This window comes from Nostoc sp. DSM 114159 (genome assembly GCF_053470285.1).
The window spans coordinates 1,796,987-1,820,955 of record NZ_JBPFEH010000001.1 but is presented as its reverse complement, the minus strand read 5'-3'; the positions used below and the strand labels follow the sequence as shown (position 1 = coordinate 1,820,955).

Annotated in this window: 17 protein-coding genes; 13 read left to right on the top strand and 4 right to left on the bottom strand. The window is 43.8% G+C overall.

Translation table 11 applies throughout. The features are described 5' to 3' along the window. The first annotated feature begins 142 nt into the window (after positions 1–142). Entirely contained in the window at positions 143–2,860 is a 2,718-nt protein-coding gene (locus ACR5KR_RS07270) for a DUF3536 domain-containing protein (RefSeq protein WP_448265993.1), read from the top strand. A gap of 456 nt (positions 2,861–3,316) precedes the next feature. Here the strand turns inward: ACR5KR_RS07270 and ACR5KR_RS07265 are convergent, their stop codons facing one another. From ACR5KR_RS07265 to ACR5KR_RS07250, 4 genes are all read right to left on the bottom strand, one after another. Then, positions 3,317–3,562, bottom strand: a complete 246-nt coding sequence (locus ACR5KR_RS07265) for a hypothetical protein (protein ID WP_448265992.1) — start codon at positions 3,560–3,562, stop codon at positions 3,317–3,319. 39 nt (positions 3,563–3,601) lie between these two features. Continuing rightward, a complete protein-coding gene (locus ACR5KR_RS07260) occupies positions 3,602–3,847 on the bottom strand; it encodes an HNH endonuclease (protein ID WP_445627128.1) in 246 nt (81 codons plus the stop codon). Positions 3,848–3,854: 7 nt separating this feature from the next. After that, a complete protein-coding gene (locus ACR5KR_RS07255) occupies positions 3,855–4,952 on the bottom strand; it encodes a Gfo/Idh/MocA family protein (RefSeq protein WP_448265991.1) in 1,098 nt (365 codons plus the stop codon). 166 nt (positions 4,953–5,118) lie between these two features. Beyond that, positions 5,119–5,583, bottom strand: coding sequence for a DUF4870 domain-containing protein (locus ACR5KR_RS07250; RefSeq protein WP_448265990.1), 465 nt, complete (start codon positions 5,581–5,583; stop codon positions 5,119–5,121). Between the two features lie 1,197 nt (positions 5,584–6,780). On the opposite strand from ACR5KR_RS07250, the gene ACR5KR_RS07245 reads away from it, so the two are divergent. From ACR5KR_RS07245 to ACR5KR_RS07190, 12 genes are all read left to right on the top strand, one after another. Then, complete coding sequence (locus ACR5KR_RS07245; RefSeq protein WP_448265989.1) at positions 6,781–9,123, top strand: NACHT domain-containing protein; 2,343 nt, start codon at positions 6,781–6,783, stop codon at positions 9,121–9,123. A gap of 375 nt (positions 9,124–9,498) precedes the next feature. Beyond that, a complete protein-coding gene (locus ACR5KR_RS07240; RefSeq protein WP_448265988.1) occupies positions 9,499–11,586 on the top strand; it encodes a glycosyltransferase in 2,088 nt (695 codons plus the stop codon). A 116-nt stretch (positions 11,587–11,702) separates the two neighbouring features. Beyond that, positions 11,703–12,269, top strand: a complete 567-nt coding sequence (locus ACR5KR_RS07235; RefSeq protein ID WP_448265987.1) for a hypothetical protein — start codon at positions 11,703–11,705, stop codon at positions 12,267–12,269. 78 nt (positions 12,270–12,347) lie between these two features. Beyond that, on the top strand, positions 12,348–14,156 hold the full coding sequence (locus ACR5KR_RS07230; protein ID WP_448265986.1) for an ABC transporter ATP-binding protein: 1,809 nt from the start codon (positions 12,348–12,350) through the stop codon (positions 14,154–14,156). Continuing rightward, entirely contained in the window at positions 14,153–15,964 is a 1,812-nt protein-coding gene (locus ACR5KR_RS07225) for an ABC transporter ATP-binding protein (RefSeq protein WP_448265985.1), read from the top strand. Before ACR5KR_RS07230 ends, ACR5KR_RS07225 begins: the two co-directional genes overlap by 4 nt. A gap of 55 nt (positions 15,965–16,019) precedes the next feature. Beyond that, complete coding sequence (locus ACR5KR_RS07220) at positions 16,020–16,715, top strand: carbohydrate deacetylase (RefSeq protein WP_448265983.1); 696 nt, start codon at positions 16,020–16,022, stop codon at positions 16,713–16,715. A gap of 16 nt (positions 16,716–16,731) precedes the next feature. After that, positions 16,732–17,988 carry a hypothetical protein gene (locus ACR5KR_RS07215; RefSeq protein WP_448265982.1) on the top strand — a complete coding sequence of 419 codons (1,257 nt, stop codon included), beginning with the start codon at positions 16,732–16,734 and terminating at the stop codon, positions 17,986–17,988. A gap of 17 nt (positions 17,989–18,005) precedes the next feature. Next, positions 18,006–19,202 carry a hypothetical protein gene (locus tag ACR5KR_RS07210; protein WP_448265981.1) on the top strand — a complete coding sequence of 399 codons (1,197 nt, stop codon included), beginning with the start codon at positions 18,006–18,008 and terminating at the stop codon, positions 19,200–19,202. Positions 19,203–19,204: 2 nt separating this feature from the next. Then, positions 19,205–20,404 carry a hypothetical protein gene (locus ACR5KR_RS07205; protein ID WP_448265980.1) on the top strand — a complete coding sequence of 400 codons (1,200 nt, stop codon included), beginning with the start codon at positions 19,205–19,207 and terminating at the stop codon, positions 20,402–20,404. A 69-nt stretch (positions 20,405–20,473) separates the two neighbouring features. After that, positions 20,474–21,613: a glycosyltransferase family 1 protein gene (locus ACR5KR_RS07200; protein WP_448265979.1), complete on the top strand. Its 1,140-nt coding sequence runs from the start codon at positions 20,474–20,476 to the stop codon at positions 21,611–21,613. Between the two features lie 26 nt (positions 21,614–21,639). Continuing rightward, positions 21,640–22,812: a glycosyltransferase family 2 protein gene (locus tag ACR5KR_RS07195; RefSeq protein ID WP_448265978.1), complete on the top strand. Its 1,173-nt coding sequence runs from the start codon at positions 21,640–21,642 to the stop codon at positions 22,810–22,812. After that, the gene (locus tag ACR5KR_RS07190; protein ID WP_448265977.1) at positions 22,809–23,939 is read left to right on the top strand and encodes a glycosyltransferase family 2 protein; all 1,131 of its coding nucleotides are present in this window, start codon (positions 22,809–22,811) and stop codon (positions 23,937–23,939) included. The genes ACR5KR_RS07195 and ACR5KR_RS07190 overlap by 4 nt, the downstream gene beginning before the upstream one ends. Positions 23,940–23,969: the final 30 nt, after the last annotated feature.

The following is a 23,969-nucleotide window of genomic DNA, read 5'->3' as shown; positions in this document are numbered from 1 at the left end:
TACAATGAAACCGCTTTGTCAAAAATTTAGTTGGATTTCATAGTTGTTGTTTATACCGGATTTTGTGTTCAAACTATTGGAGAAAAGTTTATGCACAATGTTTTCGGTGCAAATGCAAGTTTTTTGTTTTGGATAAATATACATGACTTCTGCTGCTGAAATGCCAGCTAGCTCTGGCTCAACGTTAACATTACATTCAGATCCCAATAACACCAAAGAAACCGATCCCCTGAGAAAAGCTAATGGTGTTTATGTGACGGTGCATGGTCATTTTTACCAGCCACCAAGGGAAAACCCTTATCTGGACGCAATTGAACGCCAACCGAGCGCTGCACCTTTCCATGATTGGAATGAGCGGATTCATTGGGAATGCTATCGTCCAAACGCCTTTGCCAGAGTCTTAAATGAGCAAGGTGAAGTGGTGGGGATCGTCAATAATTACGAGTATTTCAGTTTTAATATTGGCCCAACGCTGATGTCGTGGCTAGAACGCTACGATGTGGAAGTTTATCAGCGGATTTTAGAGGCGGATGCCAAGAGTAGCCAACGCTTGCATGGTCACGGTAATGCGATCGCGCAAGTATACAATCACATCATCATGCCTCTGGCGAACGAGCGTGACAAATATACCCAAATTCGCTGGGGTAAAGAAGACTTCCGCTCCCGCTTTGGCCGCGATCCCGAAGGGATGTGGCTAGCAGAAACTGCTGTAGACTACGCCACCCTAGAAGCTCTTGTGGCTGAGGGTATTCGCTTCATTGTCCTGGCACCATCTCAAGCACTGCGTTGCCGTCCCCTGCCGACTCCAGATCGTCCCCATCCTGAATGGATCGAAGTCGGCGGTAGTCAGATTGATTCCACCCGTCCCTATCGTTGTTATTTGAAGCCCACATTAGACACTTCATCTTCACCTTTAAGTGCGCTCGCTACTAACCCCAACGATAGTAGTACAGAAGAATTACCCTACATTGATATCTTCTTCTACGATGGGCCGATATCGCGGGATATGGGTTTTAGTGATGTAGTTTATAATTCCAGTCACTTTACCGGACGTATCGGTTCGGCAGTGCGTGGGGATCATCGTCTGGCACAGCTAATTTCTGTGGCGACAGATGGAGAAACTTTCGGACATCACAAAAAGGGAACAGAGAAAACTTTAGCCTACGCCTTTACCAAAGAGTTTCCTCAACAAAGTTGGACGGTGACGAACTTCGCCCACTACCTGAGCTTAAATTCTCCCAGTTGGGAAGTGGAATTAAAGTCAGTCACAGCCTGGAGTTGCGCCCACGGTGTCGGCAGATGGGAGGATGACTGTGGTTGCGGTGGGGAAGGCTCAGTTTGGCATCAGAAATGGCGTCGTCCACTGCGGGATGCCCTAAATTGGCTGCGGGATCGGCTAACTGAAGTGTATACAGAACATGGTAGACAGTTATTTCGCGATCCCTGGCTAGCGCGAGATGAATATATCCAAGTAATACGCGATCGCTCTGCTACCAATGTCAACCGTTTTCTCGCCCGTCATCAAACCCACAAACTAACCGCAGCCGAACAAGTAGACGCTTTGCGCTTGTTAGAAATGCAGCGTCACGCTTTGTTGATGTTCACTAGTTGCGGCTGGTTTTTTGAAGAAATTTCCCGTCCAGAAGGGACACAAATTCTGCGCTATGCCGCCCGTGCTTTGGAATTGGCAGGGGAAGTGGCCGGCGTGCAGCTGGAAAAAGGCTTCGTCAAACATCTAGGTTTAGCCCCCAGTAATGTGGATCAGTTCAAACACGGTGCAGAAATTTATCGGCAATTAGTGTTAACTGCCCAACTTGGCTTTAAGCAAGTTGCAGCCCATTACGCCATTACTTCCCTGTTTACCAATCAGAAACCAGCAGAAACGCACAATTCTCTACCGAGAAAAGATGCTGCTGACAAACAGTCTCAGCGTTACCAAAAGCGGGTTTATTGCTATGCTGCCAATGAGCTAGATTACCAACTGCAACGTATGGGATCGCTAACTCTGGCTGTGGGAAATTTAAAGCTGGTATCAGAGATTACTTGGGAAAGTGAGCATTTGGTATTTGCAGTCCTACATTTGGGAGGCTGGGATTTCCACTGTGGCATTCAACAATTTACTGGGCGGCGTGACTACAGCAAATTAAAAGAAAAGCTGTTTGGGGCGCTAAAACAAGCTAGTGCGGCTCATACGATATTGGCGATGACACAGCTATTTGGGAAAGAAGCTTTTAACTTGCAAAATCTATTTGCTGAAGAACGCCACCGGATTATGGGGCTGTTGAGTCAGGAAACACTGGCACGTTTAGGACAGTTATATACTCAAGCCTACCGTGATAATTACGGTGTGCTGATGGCGTTTCATCGTGATGAAATTGCAGTACCGCAAGAATTGCAGGTGGCGGCAGATATTGCTTTAGGACATCGCTGTCTGATGACATTGCGATCGCTTGAGCAAGAGATTGCCGATCCCCAAAAGAGTTGCAATCACATCTTAGAATTGGAGGCGATCGCCACTGAAGCAAAACATTTGCGTTGTCGGCTGAATATTCCCGACGGTAAGCAAATGTTAGAACAGTTAATTGCGCGATCGCTCTGGCAACTGTTGCACGATGCCAATGATAGCTTTAATGCAGATATCCAACTGTTGGAACGATTGATTGATGTCGGGGATCAACTAAATATTCATATTTCCCTACAGCGATCGCAGGAATTATATTTTAGTTGTCTGCAAAGTCATATAGCACCGATGTGTATTACTAGCCTTGGTAATGAACCAGATAATCAGTGTCTTCAGTTGCTCAAGTTGGGTAAAAAATTGGCCGTTGATGTTAGCTCGATCTCAAATCAGTTGAAATAGATGTAGGTACACTACAGTGGTGCATTAGTATCAACTTAAGCTAAAATGCTTGTCCCACATACTTTTTACCCCCCTTAATCCCCCCTTATAAAGGGGGGAAATAAGAAATAAATCTAGTTCCCTCACGCCACATGCTTCAAGTCGGGCATTGCCCGCCCAACACAGTGGCTCCCCTTTATAAGGGGAGCCACTGCGGTCTTGGGGTTTCCCCAAGTGGAGGAGGCAGTGCGGTCTTGGGGTCTCCCCAAGTGGAGCAACTGCCGTCAAGTGGCGTGAGGGTTAGGGTGGGGTAAAATCTTGGGTTTTTCAGGTAATAAAGTCTGTTTTACTTCAGAATTTCCTTGTAATACCAATTTGAAAAAAGAATGCGACAGATAGGCAGCCCTAAACCCTTGTCCTGTCTGAATTCTTAATTTTGAATTTTGAATTTTGAATTTTGAATTGGTATAACTTCCTTTACCTAACGTGAGAGCGATCGCAATGGTAGGGATAAAGCCACTCACACTTGAAGAGTCCGCGTGTATGTTTTTCAAAAAATGTTCCTGCATGGCGTCCAGGTGATATGTCGATCCCAGCTTTTGTTTTAATCTCATATAGCCAGGGAAAGGCTACTACAAAAATAGCTATGATAGCGAAGAGGTAAAGAATTGTAGTTTTAATGTTGGGAAATCTTCGGGAATTGCTATTTTGATTTTGAGGCATAGAAATGAGAGAGAAACTAATAGCTCATACCATCGTAACCTAAAGCTGAAAATGTCGCCGGAAGCGGAGATCAATATTGTCTGTTTTCTGCTGATTGCAGTTAAAACAGAGAGTTTGAAGATTACTAATATCATTTTGACCCCCACGAGCCAGGGGAATAATATGGTCAATACTGAGATTAGCTTCTACATTAGTTTTACCGCAGCTTCGGCATTGATATTGGTCGCGTTGAAAAACATATTTTTTTACTTCCGGTGGGATACGAATGCGGGGAGTTTTGCTCATCTGTTTTCTAGTTACTCAGAAATCTTTCCAAGCTTGGAACATCTACCCAACTTGATTTTTGATGCGATTCATGAGATAAATCCATCAACAGCTGAGAATAAATTCCTTCGCGTAGTGATGGTGTAATTTCCTGATTGCGATCGATTCCTTGTACCCATCGATCTACTACGCGGATAAATGCCGAAATCCGGCCATCAGCATAATTTTTGGGAAAAATTAACCGATTCGGTATTTCTATTTCTGTTAAAGATTTACCTGGTTGGGAACCCCAAACACGAAAACCATGTATATAATCTTTTTGATTTTCACTACCTACGATTAATGTACCGCGATCGCCATATACTTCTATCCAATGGGTTCTTGCTGCATGAACAACCGCACTGATAGAAAGTTGGCAAGGTGTACCATTTGCTAATTCCAGCGTTAATATACAGTTATCATCTGTATTCACAGCTTTAGATTCCCCGCTAATCGGGTCAACTCGTGTAGGAATAGCAGTAGTTAAATGAGCGTTTAATCTACGCACTGGCCCGAATAACCAGTGAATATAATCGAAGGCGTGAGAACCTAAAGATCCCAATGCACCGCCTCCTTTCTCTTTTTCAGAATACCAATTCCAAGGGCGTGAAGCATCAGCACGAGAAGAACCTAACCAATCAATTTTAATTAAGCGTAACTCACCTACATAGTTTTCTGACAATAATTCTGCAAACAATTGCCATGCTGGTACAAAGCGAAATTCAAAGTCTACGGTTGCGATCGCGCTTTTAGCTTTAGCTAACTGATAAAGTTCTTTCGCTTCAAATGCATTTAAAGTTGTCGGTTTTTCTAATAATAAATGTTTGCCAGCTTGCAGTACAGTTTTTGCCATTTCATAATGCAAAAAAGGCGGTGTCGAAATGCTGACGGCTTGCACTTCTGGTAATGCCACAATATCTGCAAGTGAGTCGGAAGCATGACGAATATTATGGGATTCTGCTATGGCTTTGGCTTTATTTATATCACGGTGATAAACAGCAACTATCTCAGTGCGAGAATGTGCTTGGAATCCGGGTATATGGACTTTTTGACCAAATCCAGTGCCGGCGATCGCAACTCCAATCATCTAATTTTTATCCTCATATTTATGCAACTTATTGTTTACTTATAATTTACATTTAATATGTAGTTACATCAAATATCGGCAATATTTTCCTCATGTTTGGCGATTGCTATTGAGTTGATAACATCTAGCGATCGCTCTTTTGAATCTAGTATACTATCATCTAGGCTTATCGTAAAACTCTAATTGTCAAGGGGTAACGATAATGCTCACCATTGTAAGCTTTAACAGCAGCAAAAGTCACTACAAAAGATTGTAGTAACAGTTTGAATAAAATTAATGATATAAGTATAATTAATAAATTATCTAAAGTATTTTTTATTTGATTAATTGAACCATTAGTAGTCACTGCTAGACTCAAGCTAGTTACTACTAAAATTAATGATATTGCGATTGTAATAAAAGTATAAACAGTTAAAGAAATTTGAAAATTTAAGGATTCCTTACCTTGTAAATCAATCCAAGGATATTGAGATTTTTTCAAGTGCCAAATTATGAATGGAGGCAAAACATTTAAAGGTAAATATAAAGGAATGCCAAGAAATACCAAAAAACACAATAATATCCACCCTAGCAAAGCCGAGAGATGACACAACATCGCCCATATACGCATTTGTTTAGGTTTTTCTTTCATGGCTTTTTATTTGTAAATGGATTTAGCTGATAATTCCCCACTATAATTATCTATAAAAAAGCCACCAGAGTTAAAATCTGAGTATTTCTCGCTCATAATTGACAAAAAGAGGTTTTATCGTAAGTTCAAGGGTTTAAGACCCCTACATCTATATGTAGCACCAGTTTCAGTCGGGGTTTAAATCCCCGTCTGAAACGTCTTTAATTTTGAATTTTGAATTTTGAATTTTGAATTGTTAATTGCCAGGTTATGTTTTCTCCTGGTAATAGTGCAACTTCTAGACAAAGTTACTCTATGCCAGTTATAAACCCCGTCCATTTTGAAACTTGAAGTCTTTTAAGGAGAGTGTATTATTCGGTTGTGGCTTGGGTTGTGAACTTTACCCTAATTCCAAAAAACTATGGTTTTTAAGGTAGACGCAGTAAAATGTGGTATAATTAACAATTTTTATATACCTGCGTAGGCGTAGCTAGTTGATACCATGTCCGCTTAAAAACTTATCATTAAGATCGCAGAGATGCAAATGAAAGAGGTTTTTGGACTTTTTGCTTCCCCCTTTTGGCATAAAGTTTCGCAGATAGCGGTGCTAAAGATGGCCTTGGCGTAGCTTTTTAAGGTAAAACCTTTGAGAATTTTATCAAGGCGATCGCAATCTGAAAATAGTCTGAAAGTTTACATTCAGTACTGGCGAAAATAGCAACTGTCTTTTGGGATACCTAATAGCAAAGTTTTTCTAAATAGGGGATGAATCCAACAAATCTGTTTGCGATCCCATTCAGGAGCATGTATGACTTAACGTATAAGTTATATCAGATGAGTTTGCTTTAATTTGTATATCTATCCTACTTTTCCTACTTTTCCTACCTTTCCTACTTTTAATTAAATTGTTTTAATTCGTATTTAAAATCACAAATCATCAAAACATTTTTTTTTCAAAATAAAGGTAAAATATAAGCCATAAGAGGGAAGAAGCCCCGAAAGAAATTAGTTAGTTTTAAAACTCAGTAATTAAACCGATCGTATTAATAAATATCAGTAAAACTACATTGATTACGTTAGTTACAATTTTACTGATTTAGATATATCAAAAAAAATTGATAAAACTTAAACATGAAAGTGACATAATTATGAATCAATAATTAATTAATTGATTAAATATTTCCTTAAGTTAATAACTGGAGATTAAAAAACTGCTTTATGGCACGACGTTCGTTGAAAGCATCTACTGTAGGTATTGAGAAAGCAAAAAAGGCTTTTAAAATTAGAGAATGGACGCAAGAGTATTTAGCTAGCGAGATAGGACTTGAGACTCGGCAACCAATCTGGAAATTTTTTACAGGCAAGCCGATTGAGCGTCAGAACTTTATGGAAATATGCTTTCGACTCGGTTTAGATTGGCAAGATATTGCTGAACTACCCAATCAGCAGGAATGGGAAAGAGAAAACTGCCAAGATATCGAAAGCTTAGTGCAAATGTTGCGATCGCGTCTAAGTGATAAGATTAAATGCCAATGTGGCACTACGAGGTTGTTAGATATCGATCGACCAATTCAACTAGAAGAAATTTATGTCAACACCAATATTCTGAATCATATTACAAGTCGAAGATGGGTAGATATTCTCGACCTACAAAGCTTCATTCCCGAAGAGTTCGACTGTTTTGCTTTTAATCAACTTTATCAAGAACGAGTTTCTGCAATCCAAGCAGTTATCACCTATCCCAAACTCATGGTACTAGGTAAACCAGGATCTGGTAAAACTACGTTTTTACAGTATATTGCTATGCAATGCAATCAAGGCAAATTACTATCAGACCGGATACCAATTTTTATTCGCTTGAAAAACTTTGCTGAGAATGCTAGAGAAAGCGGAAATTATAGTTTATTGAACTATATTAGTCAAGAGCTTGCCAATTGCGGTGCTTCAGATCGAGAAATTCAAACATTACTAGTTAGTGGCAAAATATTAATTTTACTGGATGGCTTAGATGAAATTTCAGAAGATGATAACGCCAAAATCATCACTAAAATTCGCAGTTTTGCTGCAAACTATTACCAAAATAAGTTGATTCTAACATGTCGTATCGGTTATCAACAGTATCAGTTCGAGGAATTTAGTGATGTTGAAATTGCTGATTTTGATTGTTCTCAAATTGAGGCTTTTGTGCAAAATTGGTTTGTCAATGTTAGTAAGAATTCCATCGACAAAGGAAAAGCTTTAGCTTGTCGATTTGTGCAAAAATTACAGTTATTAGAGAATCAACAAATTCGAGAACTAGCTGTCAGACCACTTTTGCTTAATTTGGCTTGTTGTGTCTTTCAAGCTTGCTCGGACTTTCCAATTAGAAAGGTCGAATTTTACAAGCAAGGATTGGACACTTTGCTCAATCGCTGGGATAAAGTGAGGAACATTAAACGAGATGAAATTTATCTTCATTTTTCTTTAGCTCAAAAGCTGGAACTGCTGAGTCAAATTGCTGCTATTACCTTTAAACAAGGTCATTACTTTTTCACACAAAGTATTATCGAGCAATACATTACGGACTACCTCTGTAACTTACCCATAACCCAAACTGAGCCTGATATACTGCAACTCAACAGTGAAGCAGTGCTGAAACTGCTTGAGACACATGGATTACTAATAGAGCAGGCGCAGGGAATTTACTCGTTTTCACATATAGCTTTTCAGGAGTATTTAACAGCTAAAAATCTTGTTACTAGCCCTAACCCTCAAATATTAGAAAAAAAATTAATCGATCTGGTTAGCCATTTAACTGAACCACGTTGGCGCAAAATATTTTTACTAACCACTGGAATGTTGGATAATCCGACTTATCTGTTGCAATTAATGAAGCAACATATCGATCGGCTTGCCGCCTTCGATTGGCAATTAGAAAATTTCTTCAACTGGCTTAACCATAAGTCTCTTTCAGTTCAGTCTACTCATAAAAGAGTAGCTATTCGTGCCTTTTATCTAACCCTAGAACTTCTCGACGACTTGAGCTTTAATAATGACTTGGCTTTTTCCCTTGGCATCGATCTCAGACTTACTAGTAATCTTACCCCTGATTTAGCTCTAGATATAACTCTTCACTGTGCCCTTCACTTAAGCGTTGCCCTCTCTAACGAGCCGACTTTAGATCGAGTTTTGGCTTTAAGCTTTGCTCTTTCTGATGACCGAATTCTTGTCTGTCACCCTGAGCTACAGCATTCTTTACAAAAACTCAAAGAACAATTACCAACCCCAGTTCAAGATAGAGAAAAGTTAAAAGAATGGTGGAATGCTAACGGTCAAACTTGGGCTAATAATTTGAGGTTGGCGATAGTTCAGTGTCGCAACATTGGTCATCAATGGCAGTTCAGCGAGCAGCAGAAAGAAATACTTAAACAATACTATACTGCTAGCCAGTTATTGGTAGATTGCCTCAATAGTGCTTGTAAAGTAACTCCTACCGTACCAGAGAGTATTTTGGCAACGTTATTGTTACCTACCGCTAAAGCAGAGAGCAAGTTTATAAACCATAGTAGTAAGAAGTTTTAAAACTACTCATTTCCAGTTGGGTATATGTAGTATCAAATTTTTGGCAACATTTTCTCCATTGGTTGAAATGAAACCCTATATTTATATATTCAATATTCAACTGTAGATTTTGAACTGACTCAGCAATTGGTGTTGCTGAGTTTAATTGACCAACTGGATACAAAACTAGACTGAAAATATACGTTAATTCATACATTTTCGTAAACGCGATCGCAAACGCACTTCTGACACACTCTTAAGTATTACAAGGTTGTTAATTAATGGCGATTGTGGTGGTATTAACGCCAAATATGCTGCCAATGCATTGAACTAAGTATATGTGTGTTTCTTTTTTTGAGCCAACTGACGTAGTGTTTCAGCAACAAGGAAATAAATTTGCAGGGAATTGTCGGGGGTAATTTGCGAAACTTGACTTCAACACCTTCTGGCTTCTGTGCTGAACCACTTGCACAAGGCGAGGCAGTCACAGTAAAAGGTAAGTTTTTCTTTATTAAGGATAAAAAGTTTTTTCTTAAAGGAGTGAGTTACGGCCCTTTCTGCATTGGTAGCCACGGTGAATCCTTTCCAGAAAAATCAGTTGTGGAAAAAGATTTCGCCATGATGGCAGAAATGGGAGCTAACTGTGTGCGTACCTATACTGTTCCACCTGATTGGCTGTTGGATCTAGCTGCAATCTCTGGTCTGAGACTGTTAATTGGTATACCTTGGTCTCAGCATATTGCCTTCCTTAACTCTTCTGCTGTCAAAGCAGAAATCCGTAACTGCATTGTTCAAGGAGTTAAAGTTTGCCGGAATCATCCCGCTACCTTTGCCTATTTGGTGGGCAATGAAATTCCTCCAGATATTGTCCGATGGCATGGAGCAAAACCAGTTCGGGCTTTTATTAAAGAGTTAATGGCGGTAGCAAAAGACAGCGATCCCGAAGGTTTGGTGAGCTATGCCAATTACCCCTCTACAGAGTATTTAAATATTGACTTTACTGATTTTTCATGCTTTAACGTTTACCTGCATCGGGAAACAGATTTTCGTCGCTACCTCTCACGACTCCATAATCTAGCTGAGGATAAACCTCTAGTACTGAGTGAGTTTGGCGTTGACTCGATGCGTGAAGGAACCCAAGCCCAAGCCGAAATTCTCTCTCAAAAGCTGTCATCTAGTTTTGAGATGGGAGCAGCCGGGACAATCATATTTTCTTGGACGGATGAATGGTTTACCGGCGGATATGCCATACAAGATTGGGCTTTTGGTCTAGTTGACGCCGAACGGCTCAAAAAGCCAGCTTTCCAGACAGTTCAGCAGTATTACACAGCGCCTCTGCCGCCAGCGCTACCTGAATATCCTAAAGTCTCAGTGATTGTCTGCGCTTACAATGCTGAACGCACGATGGATAGTTGTCTAGCTTCTCTCAAAGAACTCAACTATCCCAACTATGAAGTCATTGTAGTTAATGATGGATCGAGCGATCGCACTTTAGAAATTACTCAGCGTTACGACTATGTACGCCTAATTAGCCAAGAAAATAAGGGATTAAGCGTCGCCCGCAACGTTGGGATGACCGCCGCAACTGGCGAGATTGTTGCCTATACCGATTCTGATTGTATGGCAGATCCAGACTGGCTCACCTATCTGGTCGCCAAGTTTCTCTCCTCTGGTCTAGCTGCCGTAGGCGGGCCCAACTTATCTCCCCCGGAAGACTCTCTTGTTCCCGCCTGCGTTGCTGTCTCACCTGGCGTACCTACCCACATACTTTTGAGTGATGAAGTAGCGGAACATATTGCTGGCTGCAACATGGCTTTTCGTCGGCAGGTTCTACAAGAAATTAACGGCTTCAACCCGATATTTCGTACTGCCGGGGATGATGTCGATATCTGCTGGCGACTGCAAGATCGAGGTTACACCATTGGTTTTAGCCCAGCGGCAATCGTATGGCATTTTCGCCGTAACACAGTAGCAGCCTATCTCAAACAGCAGCAAGGTTATGGCAAGGCAGAAGCGCTCGTTTATTTTCAGCATCCCTACCGCTTTAACCTTCTGGGACAGCCTTCTTGGTTGGGGAGAATCTACGGAGATTTATCTGCATTTCTTCGTATTGGTCAACCAATTATCTACTCTGGGGTGTTTGGTCGCGGTCTGTTTCAAACCTTGTACGAGCCTTCCTCGTCTCTGATTTCTTACCTCCCGCTGACACTGGAGTGGAATATCGCAGCTTTGATCCTATTTGTGTCTGCGCTTTTATCTGGCGATCGCCCGTGGTTGGGTGCAGCAATGTTCCTTATCTCTTTTAGCTGGTGTGTAGCTGGTGCTATACAAGCGCGGATTGACTCTCGTTTTCTCAAAGGCAGGGCACGGTTACTGGTGGCGCTACTAATTTACCTGGGGCCAATTGTACGTAGTATAGAACGCTATAAATGGCGAATTAAAGAACTTAAGAAAGCCGAGCCGATAAAGTTTGATGAACTGTAAATAAAAATAGAAGCATTAAAAAAATGACCGAAAACGACTCATGATACAAGCCTCTAAATTTATTTATGGGGATCATTAATTTTGAATTTTGAATTTTGAATTCGGAGCGAAGCGACGTGACTCAAACATTAACTCAAGCAGATTTAATTCAATTTGATTTGCCAGCGCACAAAGTAAATATTTCCTGGCGCGATCGCGCCTATGAGTTGTCCTATTGGACAGAAGCAGGAATCGAAAAGGAGAACCTGCTGCAAAAGGTAATGGATTTACTCGTGTCTTGCAAGTATTTCATTGCGATGGATCGAGGCTGGAGCGACTGGGATTTAGAGATTTATCAGGGGATTTGGTCAAAAGTTCAGCTGAAAGTATGTGCTGAAAATCATGGAGGTAACAAAAGAGTTTTGCGGGTGCGGTGTGCCTTGAGAATGTCACAGTTAGCCATGATGGCGATGGTTGGCTATTGTCTGTTCGCAATTGTGGCGATCGTTCTGGGAATGCCTGAAGTAGCAACACTCACAATTGCACTAGGTACGCTGAACGCCAGTGTCATCTTATATCAGAACTTCCAGTTGGGACGTATTCTTTACCAAGTACTGGAGATTGTTGCCAAAAGAGTTTACTTGCTGCCAATACAAACCACCAACAACCAGTCTGTCGCAGAAAGTGTAATATTACAGCCATGACAAACGTCTTGGTACTCCAGTAAGCAAATGGCCAGACGAGAGGTAAATCTGCAAGTGAGGCAAGAGATCAAATTAATCATGCATCGATACGGGCAGATGCTCCGATATCCGCTGCGCCAGTGGCGTACCTTAATCGCAATCCTCGGTCTCACGGCTGGCACTTGTGCCACCGCCACACTTCAACCTTGGCCAATGAAAATCTTGGTAGATTATGCTCTCGGTCAGGCAGTCATCCCCCCGTTGGTTCGCTCATTCCTGGGGACTTTTAACTTGGCGCTCACACCAGCGTTGCTGGTTGTTGTCGCCGCAGTTTGTAGCCTTGGACTTTATACTTTAAACGCTACCTTGGAAACTAGCCTTAGCTGGGCCTGGAGCGCTGCCGGACAAGGTATGGTCTACGAACTGGCCCAAAGACTGTTCTATCGTTTGCAACGCCTTTCACTGCTGTTCCATAACCAACGGACTGTGGGTGATTCCCTCAGCCGTCTAGCCGGAGATACCTATTGCGTTTATACCTTAAGCGGTGCTTTGCTGATTTCACCTGTGCAATACTTGCTGACGCTAGCAACTATTAGCCTCGTCGCCTGGAATCTAAGTCCTTTACTAACACTACTTTCGCTTTTCGTGGCTCCAATAATGGGCGGTTCAGCCCTTGTTTTTGGTTCCCGACTCAAACGCCGGACAAAACTTAACCGTGAAGCCCAATCCCGCCTCACTAGTTTTGTCCACCAAACGGTAACAGCAATCCCGATGATTCAGGCATTTGGTAGAGAGAGTTACAATACCCGGCAGTTTGAGCATTTAGCGGCAGACGCAGTTGTTCTCTCACAACGCGAAACTCTGCTCAAAAGTGTTTACGGTGTAGCCAATGGTACTGTGACAACGATTGGTACTGCGATCGTTCTGTATGTGGGCGGGCAGCAGGTGTTATTGGGGGCTATGAGTATCGGCAGCTTGCTCGTCTTCTTAGCATACCTACAATCTATACAAGGAGCATTTAAGGGTCTATTTGGCATCTACGGGAGCCTGAAGTCTGTAGATGCCAATATAGATAGAGTTTTAGAAGTTTTGGATGCTCAAGATGGCGTACAAGATGCTCCTGCTGCCAGAGCATTGCCAGTTCGTCCACTTAGAGAACGCGGGCACGTATGTTTAGAGAAAGTCACCTTCGGTTACGAACCTAACTACCCCGTCCTCCAAGAAATTACCCTAGAAGCGCGACCGGGAGAAACGATCGCCCTCGTCGGCGCGACAGGTGCTGGTAAGAGTACACTGGTTTCCCTGATTCCCCGCTTTTTTGACCCTTGGCAGGGACGAGTCCTCTTTGATGGGGTGGATGTCCGAGATGTACAACTGAAAAGCTTGCGCGAGCAAATTGCTCTGATGCTGCAAGAGCCGTTTTTACTGCCGCTCTCGGTGGCAGAGAACATTGCCTACGGATGTCCAGAAGCAAGTTTAGCAAAGATTATCGCAGCAGCCAAAGCGGCTAAGGCGGACGACTTCATCCAACAGTTACCCCAAGGGTATGATACCCCGATCGGTGAAAGAGGAGCGCTCCTCTCTGGCGGACAAAGACAGCGAATAGCGATCGCCCGCGCCCTGCTCAAGGATGCACCTGTACTGATTCTCGATGAACCCACTTCTGCCCTGGATGCCCAGACTGAGGCTTTACTGCTGGAAGCTTTAGATCGCCTGATCGAAGGCCGGACTACGTTTATCATTGCCCATCGACTTTCCACGATTCAACGAGCAGATCGGATTGTAGTTCTGGAACAGGGAAAGGTTGTGGAGATGGGAACGCACCAGGAGTTGCTGGCTATCAATGGTTTCTATCATCGTTTGCACTCCTTGCAGTTTCCCAAACCGCCGCAGGAGGTCGTTCTATGAAACTGTGGTGGCTGCGATTGGCACGTTACGCCCTGGTTCGTTGGCGCGGACTCATTTTTGTCATGCTGCTAATGCTGATTAATGTGGGGCTAAATGTACTCAAGCCCTGGCCTTTGAAGTTGATCGTTGATTGCGTCTTGAACAACCAATCGCTACCAAATAGCGTTCTTTGGCTCAAAACCTTGTCTGGTAGTCAATCCGATATGCAGTTACTCGCTTGGTTAGTAGCTGCCACAATCGTTTTATTTTTATCCAGTGAGGGAGTTCGACTGATACAGGAATATGTTGGAGCTGGTGTTGGCAGCCAGATGGTTTATGACTTGGGAGCAGCACTATTCGATCGCTTACAGCATCTTTCTTTGAGATTCCACAATCAACAGCGCGCTGGCGATCTGGTCAGGCGGGTGATGACCGACAGCATCTGTATTCAGAATTTGGCAATGGGGGTTTTTCTGCCCGTGCTTACTTCTCTGGTGAATTTGGTCGCAATGTTCGGCGTGATGTGGCAAATTAATCAACTGCTTTCACTGCTCTCGCTGACGATCGCTCCTTTAATAATCTTACTAATTTGGGTCTTTAACCAGCCCATGACTGAACGAACCTATCAGTATCAACAATTTGAAGGTGAGATCGTTGCACTCAGCGAGCAAACCTTGACAGCAATACCGATTATTCAAGCATTCGGACGTGAAGCACACGAAGATGAGCGCTTTCGCTACCTGTCTCAAAAAGCCCTGCAAGCTTATGTACGCTCTATCCTTGCCCAAATGCAATTCAAAGTTGGGGTGGGAGGTGTAACCGCAGTTGGAACAGCAGCAATCATGGCTTACGGTGGCTTCCAGGTTTTGGATGGGTCACTCTCAATTGGTTCTTTACTAGTCTTCCTCTCTTATCTCGCCTCCTTGTACGTGCCGATGGCGACTCTGGCTTATATGTCCTCTAGTTTTGCTAGTGCAGCTGCTAGTGCTAGGAGAGTGTTAGAGGTTTTGGATACTCAAGATGGGGTGCAGGATGCTCCTGATGTTAGACCATTGCCAGTTCGTCCAGTAGGAGGACGCGGACACGTATGTTTAGAGAAAGTCACCTTCGGTTACGAACCGAACTATCCCGTCCTTCAAGAAATTACCCTAGAAGCGCGACCGGGAGAAACGATCGCCCTCGTAGGCGCAACGGGTGCTGGCAAAACTACCCTAGTCTCCCTGATTCTCCGGTTTTTCGATCCTTGGCAGGGACGAGTCCTCTTTGATGGGGTGGATGTCCAAAGCGTACAACTGAAAAGCCTGCGCGAGCAGATTGCCCTAGTGTTGCAAGAGCCATTTTTACTGCCGATAACTATTGCTGAGAACATTGCGTATGGCTGCTTTAATGCTAGCCGCGAAGCGATCGTCAAAGCCGCTCAAGTTGCCAATGCTGACAGCTTTATTCAACGATTACCTCAAGGTTATGACACGGTAATTGGCGAGCGCGGAGCCACACTTTCAGGGGGTGAGAAGCAACGGTTAGCGATCGCCCGTGCCCTGCTCAAGGATGCTCCAGTGCTAATTCTGGATGAACCCACCTCCGCCCTAGATGCTCAAACGGAGTTTCTGCTGCTGGAGGCATTAGAGCGACTGATGGCAGGACGGACTACGTTTATCATTGCCCATCGCCTCTCGACAATTCAACGAGCCGACCGAATCGTAGTTTTGGATCGGGGGAAAGTAGTAGAGATGGGAACTCACGAGGAGTTGCTAGCGGTAAGTGGCTATTACAAGAAGCTGTATAAATTACACTTCGGCTCAACTCAACCATGCGATCTGCGATCGTGAATTCGCAAACAGGCGGTTAAAAACTAGCAAGATTTTTGTTTAAAGAGTTCGATCCATGAAGTATTGCATTGTTAATGGAGATGATTTTGGTGCTAGTCAAGGAATTAACAGTGGCATTGTTGAAGCCCACTGTAACGGAGTCCTAACTAGCACGAGCTTAATGGTGAATATGCCAGCGAGTGAGGAAGCAGCTATCTTAAGCCGTAAACTACCCGAACTGAGCGTTGGTTTGCATGTAAATATCACAACCGAGGATGGAGAATTAGCACTCGATCTCACGACTTTGGATCGATGCCGTGCTGAACTAAATCGCCAATTGAAACGCTTTCAAGAGCTAATAGGGCATCTACCGACTCATCTTGACTCGCATCATAACATCCACCGCTCTCCTCAATTACTGCCCCACTTCCTTAATTTGGCGCAGCAATATCGATTGCCACTAAGAGAACACTCTCCGGTTCGTTATTTCCCCAGCTTTTATGGGCAATGGGATGGAGAGACGCACCTGGAGCAGATTAGCGTCGAAAATTTAGTCCAAATGCTAGAAACCGAAGTTCAGGAAGGGTTTACGGAATTGAGCTGCCATCCAGGTTACGTCGATCCAGAGTTTTCATCAACCTATGCGATCGAGCGAGAAACGGAATTACGAACGCTTTGCAGCCCAATCATCAGAAGCAAGCTCACAGAACTCCAGATCCAACTTATAGGCTTTCGAGAACTCGCCAATTTGCTAGCAAACCTATCAGCTTAATTGGGAGGGAAGTATTATGTCTGTCGTTGTCATCTCTCCTTCAAACGTCGTCACCTTTCCAGAAGGAGGGGGTCATTTCTGGGTTTATATGCAATATGTACAGGGGCTGCGCCAGTTGGGATGTGAGGTGTATTGGCTAGAGCGTTTCCACAGCAGCGGCGATCGAGAGCAGGATAAACTTATGCTTTCTACGTTTTATCAACGTATGGAACGCTATGGACTTAGTGGAAAGGTCATCCTTTATTCAGACCAGAACGCGATATCCGATCGTGGCAGCGAGTATGAATACATCGGAGTTTGGTCATCAAAGGCACAGGCAATCTTTCGGCAAGCAGACCTTTTACTAAATTTTTACTACGGTATTCATCCAGCTTTGCTTTCATGTTTTCGACGGACTGCTTTAATAGATATCGATCCAGGTTTATTACAATTTTGGATAACAGTTGGACAGATCGTTGTACCCCCACACGATTATTACTTTAGTACTGGTGAAACTGTCGGCACACCTAGCGCTAAGTTTTCGGATTGTGGTTTGACTTGGATGCGAATTCGACCACCAGTATGTCTGGAATTGTGGCCATACGTATACAATCCCAACAGCGAAGCATTTACGACTGTCTCCGGTTGGTGGGGCAATGGTGGCAAAGGGGAATGGATTACGGACGGGCAGGATATCTGCTACGAGAACAACAAGCGAGTTTCCTTCATGCAATTTGTAGAACTGCCGCGCTTAACCGACCAAGTGCTTGAGCTGGCGCTGTGCCTGGGTGAGGGAGACGTGGAAGACGATCGAAGCAGAAAAGAGCAAAGCTGGCAAGCCAACAATACCGTACCGCATGATGTTACTGATTATAAAGGAGACGCAGAGGATCGAGAAGTGCTGGAGAGCTATGGTTGGCGGGTGCGTCATGCCTACAAAATGGCTAGCAGTCCAGATAGGTATCAATCTTACATCCAAATGTCGCGAGGAGAGTTTAGTTGCGCGAAACCTTCATGTATGAAGTTTCAAAATGCCTGGATTAGCGATCGCACGCTCTGCTATTTAGCAAGCGGGAAACCTGTTGTTGTTCAAGATACTGGACCGAGTTCCTTCCTACCTAATGGTGAGGGGATGTTCCGGTTCTCGACGCTTAGTGAAGCAGCTGATGCCTTAGCGACAATAAATACTAATTATCAAAAGCACTGTCGAGCAGCAAGGGAAATTGCTGAAACATATTTTCAAGCTAAACAAACTTTGAATGGCATCCTCAACTATGCTCTTAAATTTCAATGATGGATGGAGTGAACCAAATGATCCTTTCTTTTGACTATCCGCCTGCTATTCGGGGAATAGTCGTCGTCTGGGGGATGCTAGCATCCTTTCCATTTGGGGGCATGACTTGGCAAGTGCTCCACTATCTAGCAGGCTTGCGGCGATTAGGTTTCGATGTCTGGTACGTCGAGGATACTGACAGCGAACTATTAGATCCGATTACCTTCTGCTGGCATACATCAGAATATTCAGCAAATGTGCGCTATCTTGCCCAATACATGGATAGTATCGGTTTGGGCGATCGTTGGATTTTCCGTCCTCCAGGAGTGCGAGATGCAACCCTGGGAGCGCGTGATTTAATGGGATTGGCAAAGTTATACAAGGAAGCGGATGCAGTCATCAATCTATGTGGATACCATCCCCTACGTAGTGAACACGACGATATTGCCTGTCTGATATATTTACAAACCGATCCGATGGTCGATCAGATCAAAGTAGCCGAGAATGACGCTCAAAAGATTGAGCAACTTGATGCTTACAATTACTTATTCACCTATGGCGAGAATCTGGGAGCGCCCGACTGTCTTGTACCCGTCGATCGATACCAGTGGCATCCGACGCGACCGCCAGTTTGCCTCGATTGGTGGTTTACCGATAGTCCACCAATTTTGGACTCGGCTCTCACAACTATCTCAAACTGGGAGCATTGGGACAATGATATCGTTTGGCAGGGGGAGAAGTATTACTGGCGCAAAGACCGAGAATTCCGGCGTTTCATAGACCTTCCAGCAAAATCTTTGCTACCGCTTGAGCTTGCTCTTGAAGGTATTAATCCTCAAGAGCAAGCTGAAATGATTAATCGCGGTTGGCGGATTATTTATGCTAGGGCATTATCCGATCCGATCGCCTATCGTAACTATATTTGTGCCTCTCTAGGCGAGTTCACTGTTACAAAGGATCAGTATGTTCGTCCTCGCACTGGCTGGTTCAGCGATCGCTCTGCCTGCTATCTGGCAGCAGGTCGTCCTGCGATCGCCCAAGAAACAGGGTTTAGCAAGTTCTTACCCACGGGGAAAGGATTATTTGCATTCAACACTATGGAAGATATTCTCGCGGCAGTGGAGGCGATCAAAAGCGACTACGAAGGCAATTGTCGGGCAGCTCGTGAAATTGCTTCGGAGTACTTTGCCGCAGAGAAAGTGATTGGCAGTCTCATGGAACGAGCGGGGTTATAAGTATGGCACGCATTGTTGTTTGCGGATATATGATTCGACATCCTGTTGCTGGCAATCTCTTAGCCTACTTTCATTATGTTTTAGGGCTACATCATTTGGGACATGAAATCTTATACCTAGAGGAAAGCGGCTGGGCTGGGTCTTGCTATAACCCCATCGCCCATAATTACACTGATGACCCAGGCTTTGGACTTCACGCAGTCCAAACGCTCATGCACAGTTATGGCGTGAATGCCACAGTTTGCTATGTAAATCGGGATACAGGAGATATCTACGGTGCAGATTGGCAAGAAATAAAGCAGATGCTCAAGACGGCGGATCTGCTATTAAATATCGGTGGAGTTTGCTGGTTATCTGAATTTCTTTTATGCAAACACCGAGTATTAATCGACATGGACCCATTCTTTACCCAGATTGGGACGTTCGCCGCTGAGGGGCGTAACGATTATCACGCCTACTTTAGTTACGGCGTTAATATTGGACAACCCGATTGCAGCATACCGAGTGATGGAATTGAATGGCTCCCTACCGTACCGCCCGTTGTGCCAGAGATATGGAATTCGATACTTATTCCTGAAGATAGTGGTGAAGAACGCGCAGATTTACCATTTACGACAATTGCCAATTGGAATGCTTATGGAGGTGTGACTTATAAAGGTGAGGATTATGGGCAGAAAGATCGGGAATTCATGCGCTTGCTAGAACTTCCTAGCCACTGTTGGCAGCAACTCGAACTCGCTCTTGCTGGCAAGGATGCAGAAATAGCAGAGGTTACGAAATCTTTAAAGGCAGCAGGTTGGTTAGTTCGAGATGGTAAGGAAATTAGCGCAAGTCTGTCAACCTACATAACTTATCTGACTAGCTCCCGTGGAGAATTTAGCGTTGCCAAACAAGCTTATGTCAAAACCCGTAGCGGTTGGTTTAGCGATCGCAGTGTTTGTTATCTCGCAGCTGGTCGTCCCGCCATCTTACAAGATACCGGATTTAGTGATTGGCTGCCGACCGGGCAAGGTGTGTTGGCATTTTCATCTTTGGAGGAAGCGGTAGATTGCATCGAGCGCGTCAATACAAATTATCTGGCTCACTGTCAGGCAGCAAGGAAATTAGCCGAACAATTCTTTAGTTACAAAGTGGTGCTACCTCGACTACTGGAAACAGTTTTAAGCACGAACACAGCCCATCTATCTCAATTTCGAGTCTGACTGCCTATGGAGAAGGAAAAATCATCAGCTAATACATCTAATGAAAACATATAACAAATTTCAAATAGGATGATTATTATTTTTGCTAGTGCTATTGGTCGGTTTCCCATAGGAGGCAACGCCTGGTCTGACCTGCAATACCTCCTGGGTCTGCGTGCGCTTGGGCATGATATCTTCTACTTAGAAGAATGCGGGTCAGAGTCGTGGGTTTACAACTGGGAAACCGAGCAAATCACGACGGAGTTAGACTATCCAACAAATTATATTAAAAACTGCCTAGAACCGCTTGGTTTTAAGAACAAGTGGATTTACCGAACTGACGAGCATTCAGTTGGGATGGAGATTGACGAGTTTAAAGACATCTGCTCTCAGGCTGATTTAATGATTGTTCGTGGCTCTCCACTTTCTGTTTGGAGAGATGAGTATGGATGGCCGCGGCGCCGCATCTACATTGACGCCGATCCCGGTTTTACGCAGATTAATATTGCTAGCGGTAATTCGGAATTAGTAGAGACAATTGAACGTTGCGATCGCCTCTTCACGATTGGGCAACGCATTGGTGCTGAAGACTGTCTTATCCCCACAAACGGTAGGCATTGGCAAAAGACATTACCTCCAGTAGCACTGCCTTACTGGCCAGTAACTGAAGACAATCATACCACCCACTTCAGTTCGATTATGCAGTGGCACAGTTATCGAGAGGTGGTCTACGAAGGAGTCACCTACGGCAATAAGGATAAAGAGTTCTTAAAATTTATAGATATACCGCAACTCACCAAACAGCAATTTCGGATTGCCTTAAGCGGTGGCTTTCCCGATGAACTATCACAGTATGGCTGGGAGGTGATTCCCGGATGGATTGCCTCCTTTACCCCAGAGTCTTACCAGAAATTTGTCCAAGCATCCCGCGCTGAGTTTGGAGTCGCAAAACAGGGTTATGTTGCTACCAAAGGTGGCTGGTTTAGCGATCGCAGCGTTTGTTATCTGGCTTCTGGTAAGCCAATTCTAGTACAAGATACAGGTTTGAGCGATTGGCTACCCATCAAAGAAGGGATTTTAACTTTTTGCGACCAACAGGAGGCAGTCAAAGGTGTAGAAGCCATCAACGCTGACTATGAGCAACATCAGTATGCAGCACGGAGGTTAGCAGAGGAATATTTTGACTCAGATAAAGTTCTTTCGTCTCTGCTAGAGGCGGCAATGAATTAACTGTCATTGAGTATAGGAGATATATTATGTCAACAGTAACTATCGGATTCTTTCCTCGCGAACAATTCACCTTAGCAGTTGAATCTTTACAGCGAATTTTCAACTACACCCACATCCCGTTTAACCTGATTGTAGTAGACTGCAATACTCCGAAAGTGTATTGGCAGCAGATAGAACAGGTATTAGAAGGTCGCAGTAATGTCAAAGTCATTTACAAAGATTGTTATTTGCAGCCCAACCAGTTAAGAAACTTGGTAATTCAAGAAGCTAAGGATGATTTTTTGTGCTTCGTTGAGAATGATGTTCTTGTTGAGGAAGGTTGGTTATCCCATCTGATCGCCGCCTGCGAAGAACAACCAGCTGATGTAGCTGTGCCCCGAATTATTGAGGGGCCTTTAGGAGCGACAAACGTTCATTGGGACCCAAACCAGGGTCAGGTTCGGTCAGTACAAACAGCTAACGGCGTTAAATGGGAAGTCCTGCCAGCCACGAGCGAGCAGCAACTCGATCGCGGAACTCATCGCCGGACGATACAGTTAGCTGGAGAAGCTCACTGTCGGCTCTACCGTCGAAGTGTTTTTGATCGAGTTTCTCCTTTCGATGAAGATGTTATTTTTCTAGATCATTTCGATTCTAGTTTGGCTTTATATAATGCCAAAATTCCAGTTGTCTTTGAGCCGAAATCTGTTGTTCATTTCTGGCACCCTTATCCTCCTCATCCAGAAGACCTCGATTATTTTTTCATGAGATGGGATCTTGAACAATCCGCCAAGAGCCTCGAGCGTATTCAAGAAAAATGGAACTTGGTTTCACTGTACGGAGACTTAAGTTTTGCCATAGAGCGGAATCACATTGGTCATCTGTACGAGGTAAGAGAGGAACTCAAAACTCTGATATCGCCACAGGAATCTTTTATCTTGGTCGATGAAGACCGCCTGAACGGTAACGAAATCATTAAAGGTTTTCAAACAATCCCCTTTACTGAACGCGATGGGTGGTATTGGGGGCGTCCAGTAGATGACGACACAGCTATTCGAGAATTCGATCGCCTATACCAAACTGGTGCTAGTGCGATCGTTTTCTTGTGGCACACTTTTTGGTGGCTGGAATACTACACCGGATTTCATGAATATTTACGGCAAAAGTTTCCCTGTGTATTACAAAATGACCATCTGATTGTATTTGACCTACGCTCATGAACAAGCCTCTAGCCAGTATTATCATCACCAACTACAACTATGAACGTTTTCTGAAGGAGGCAATTGATAGCGCTCTCAATCAAAACTATCAGCCTTTAGAAGTGATTGTGGTTGATGATGGTTCAACAGACGACTCACAGCAAATCATTGCCAATTATGGGAAAGAGATTATCTCTCTGCTAAAGGAAAATGGCGGACAGGGTTCTGCATTCAACGTCGGTTTTGCCGCGAGCCGTGGTGAGGTTGTCTGTTTTTTAGATGCAGATGATGTTTTGCTGCCTGATGCGATCGCCAAAGCCGTTGAACTGCTGCGCTATCCGAATATAGTACAGGTACACTGGCCTTTATCCGCTATAGATGCTGATGGTAAACTGTTGGGAAAATTAATTCCCGATCAACCTCTACCAGAAGGAGATTTGCGCGATGTGCTTCTTCAAGGTAGCATTGAAAGCTATGTTTTCTCACCCACGAGCGGCAATGCCTGGTCACGCAGTTATTTAGAGAAAATTTTTCCCCTACCCGATATTTACTACTCTCTTAACGCTGATGCGTACTTAACTTTTTTGTCTCCTTTTTTCGGTAGCATCAAGCGCATTGCTGAGTACCAAGCCCTGTATCGGATTCATGGTCATAATGGCAGTAGCAAGCTTACTTATAGTTGGCAACTTAGCCAATATCACGATCATATAAAAGCCTTGCGCGAGTCTTTGCACAAGCACGACATTCAAATCGAAGATGCTTTTGAGCGCTGGAAAGGTTCTGAGTATGAGTTTATCCAACGTCTGGGCAGGTTGGAGCAGGAACTAACTCCCTTAATTCCAATGGGGCAAGGGTACATTTTAGTTGACATGAACGAATGGGGATCTGGTCAGCTTCTGGACAAGTGCCAATCAATTCCCTTTCTAGAAAAAGATGGGATGTATTGGGGAGCGCCAAAAGATGATGCCATTGCCATTAAAGAGTTTGAACGACTGTACCGTGCAGGAGCAAGCTTTATCGTGTTTGGATGGCCAGCTTTCTGGTGGTTTGATTATTATGCTGAGTTCGCTTGCTATTTACGTACTAAGTTTCGCTGTGTTTTAGATAATGAGCGCTTGGTTGTCTTTGATTTACGTATGTCTGTTTAATTTTATTTAAACATTTTTAGTTAAAAAGGC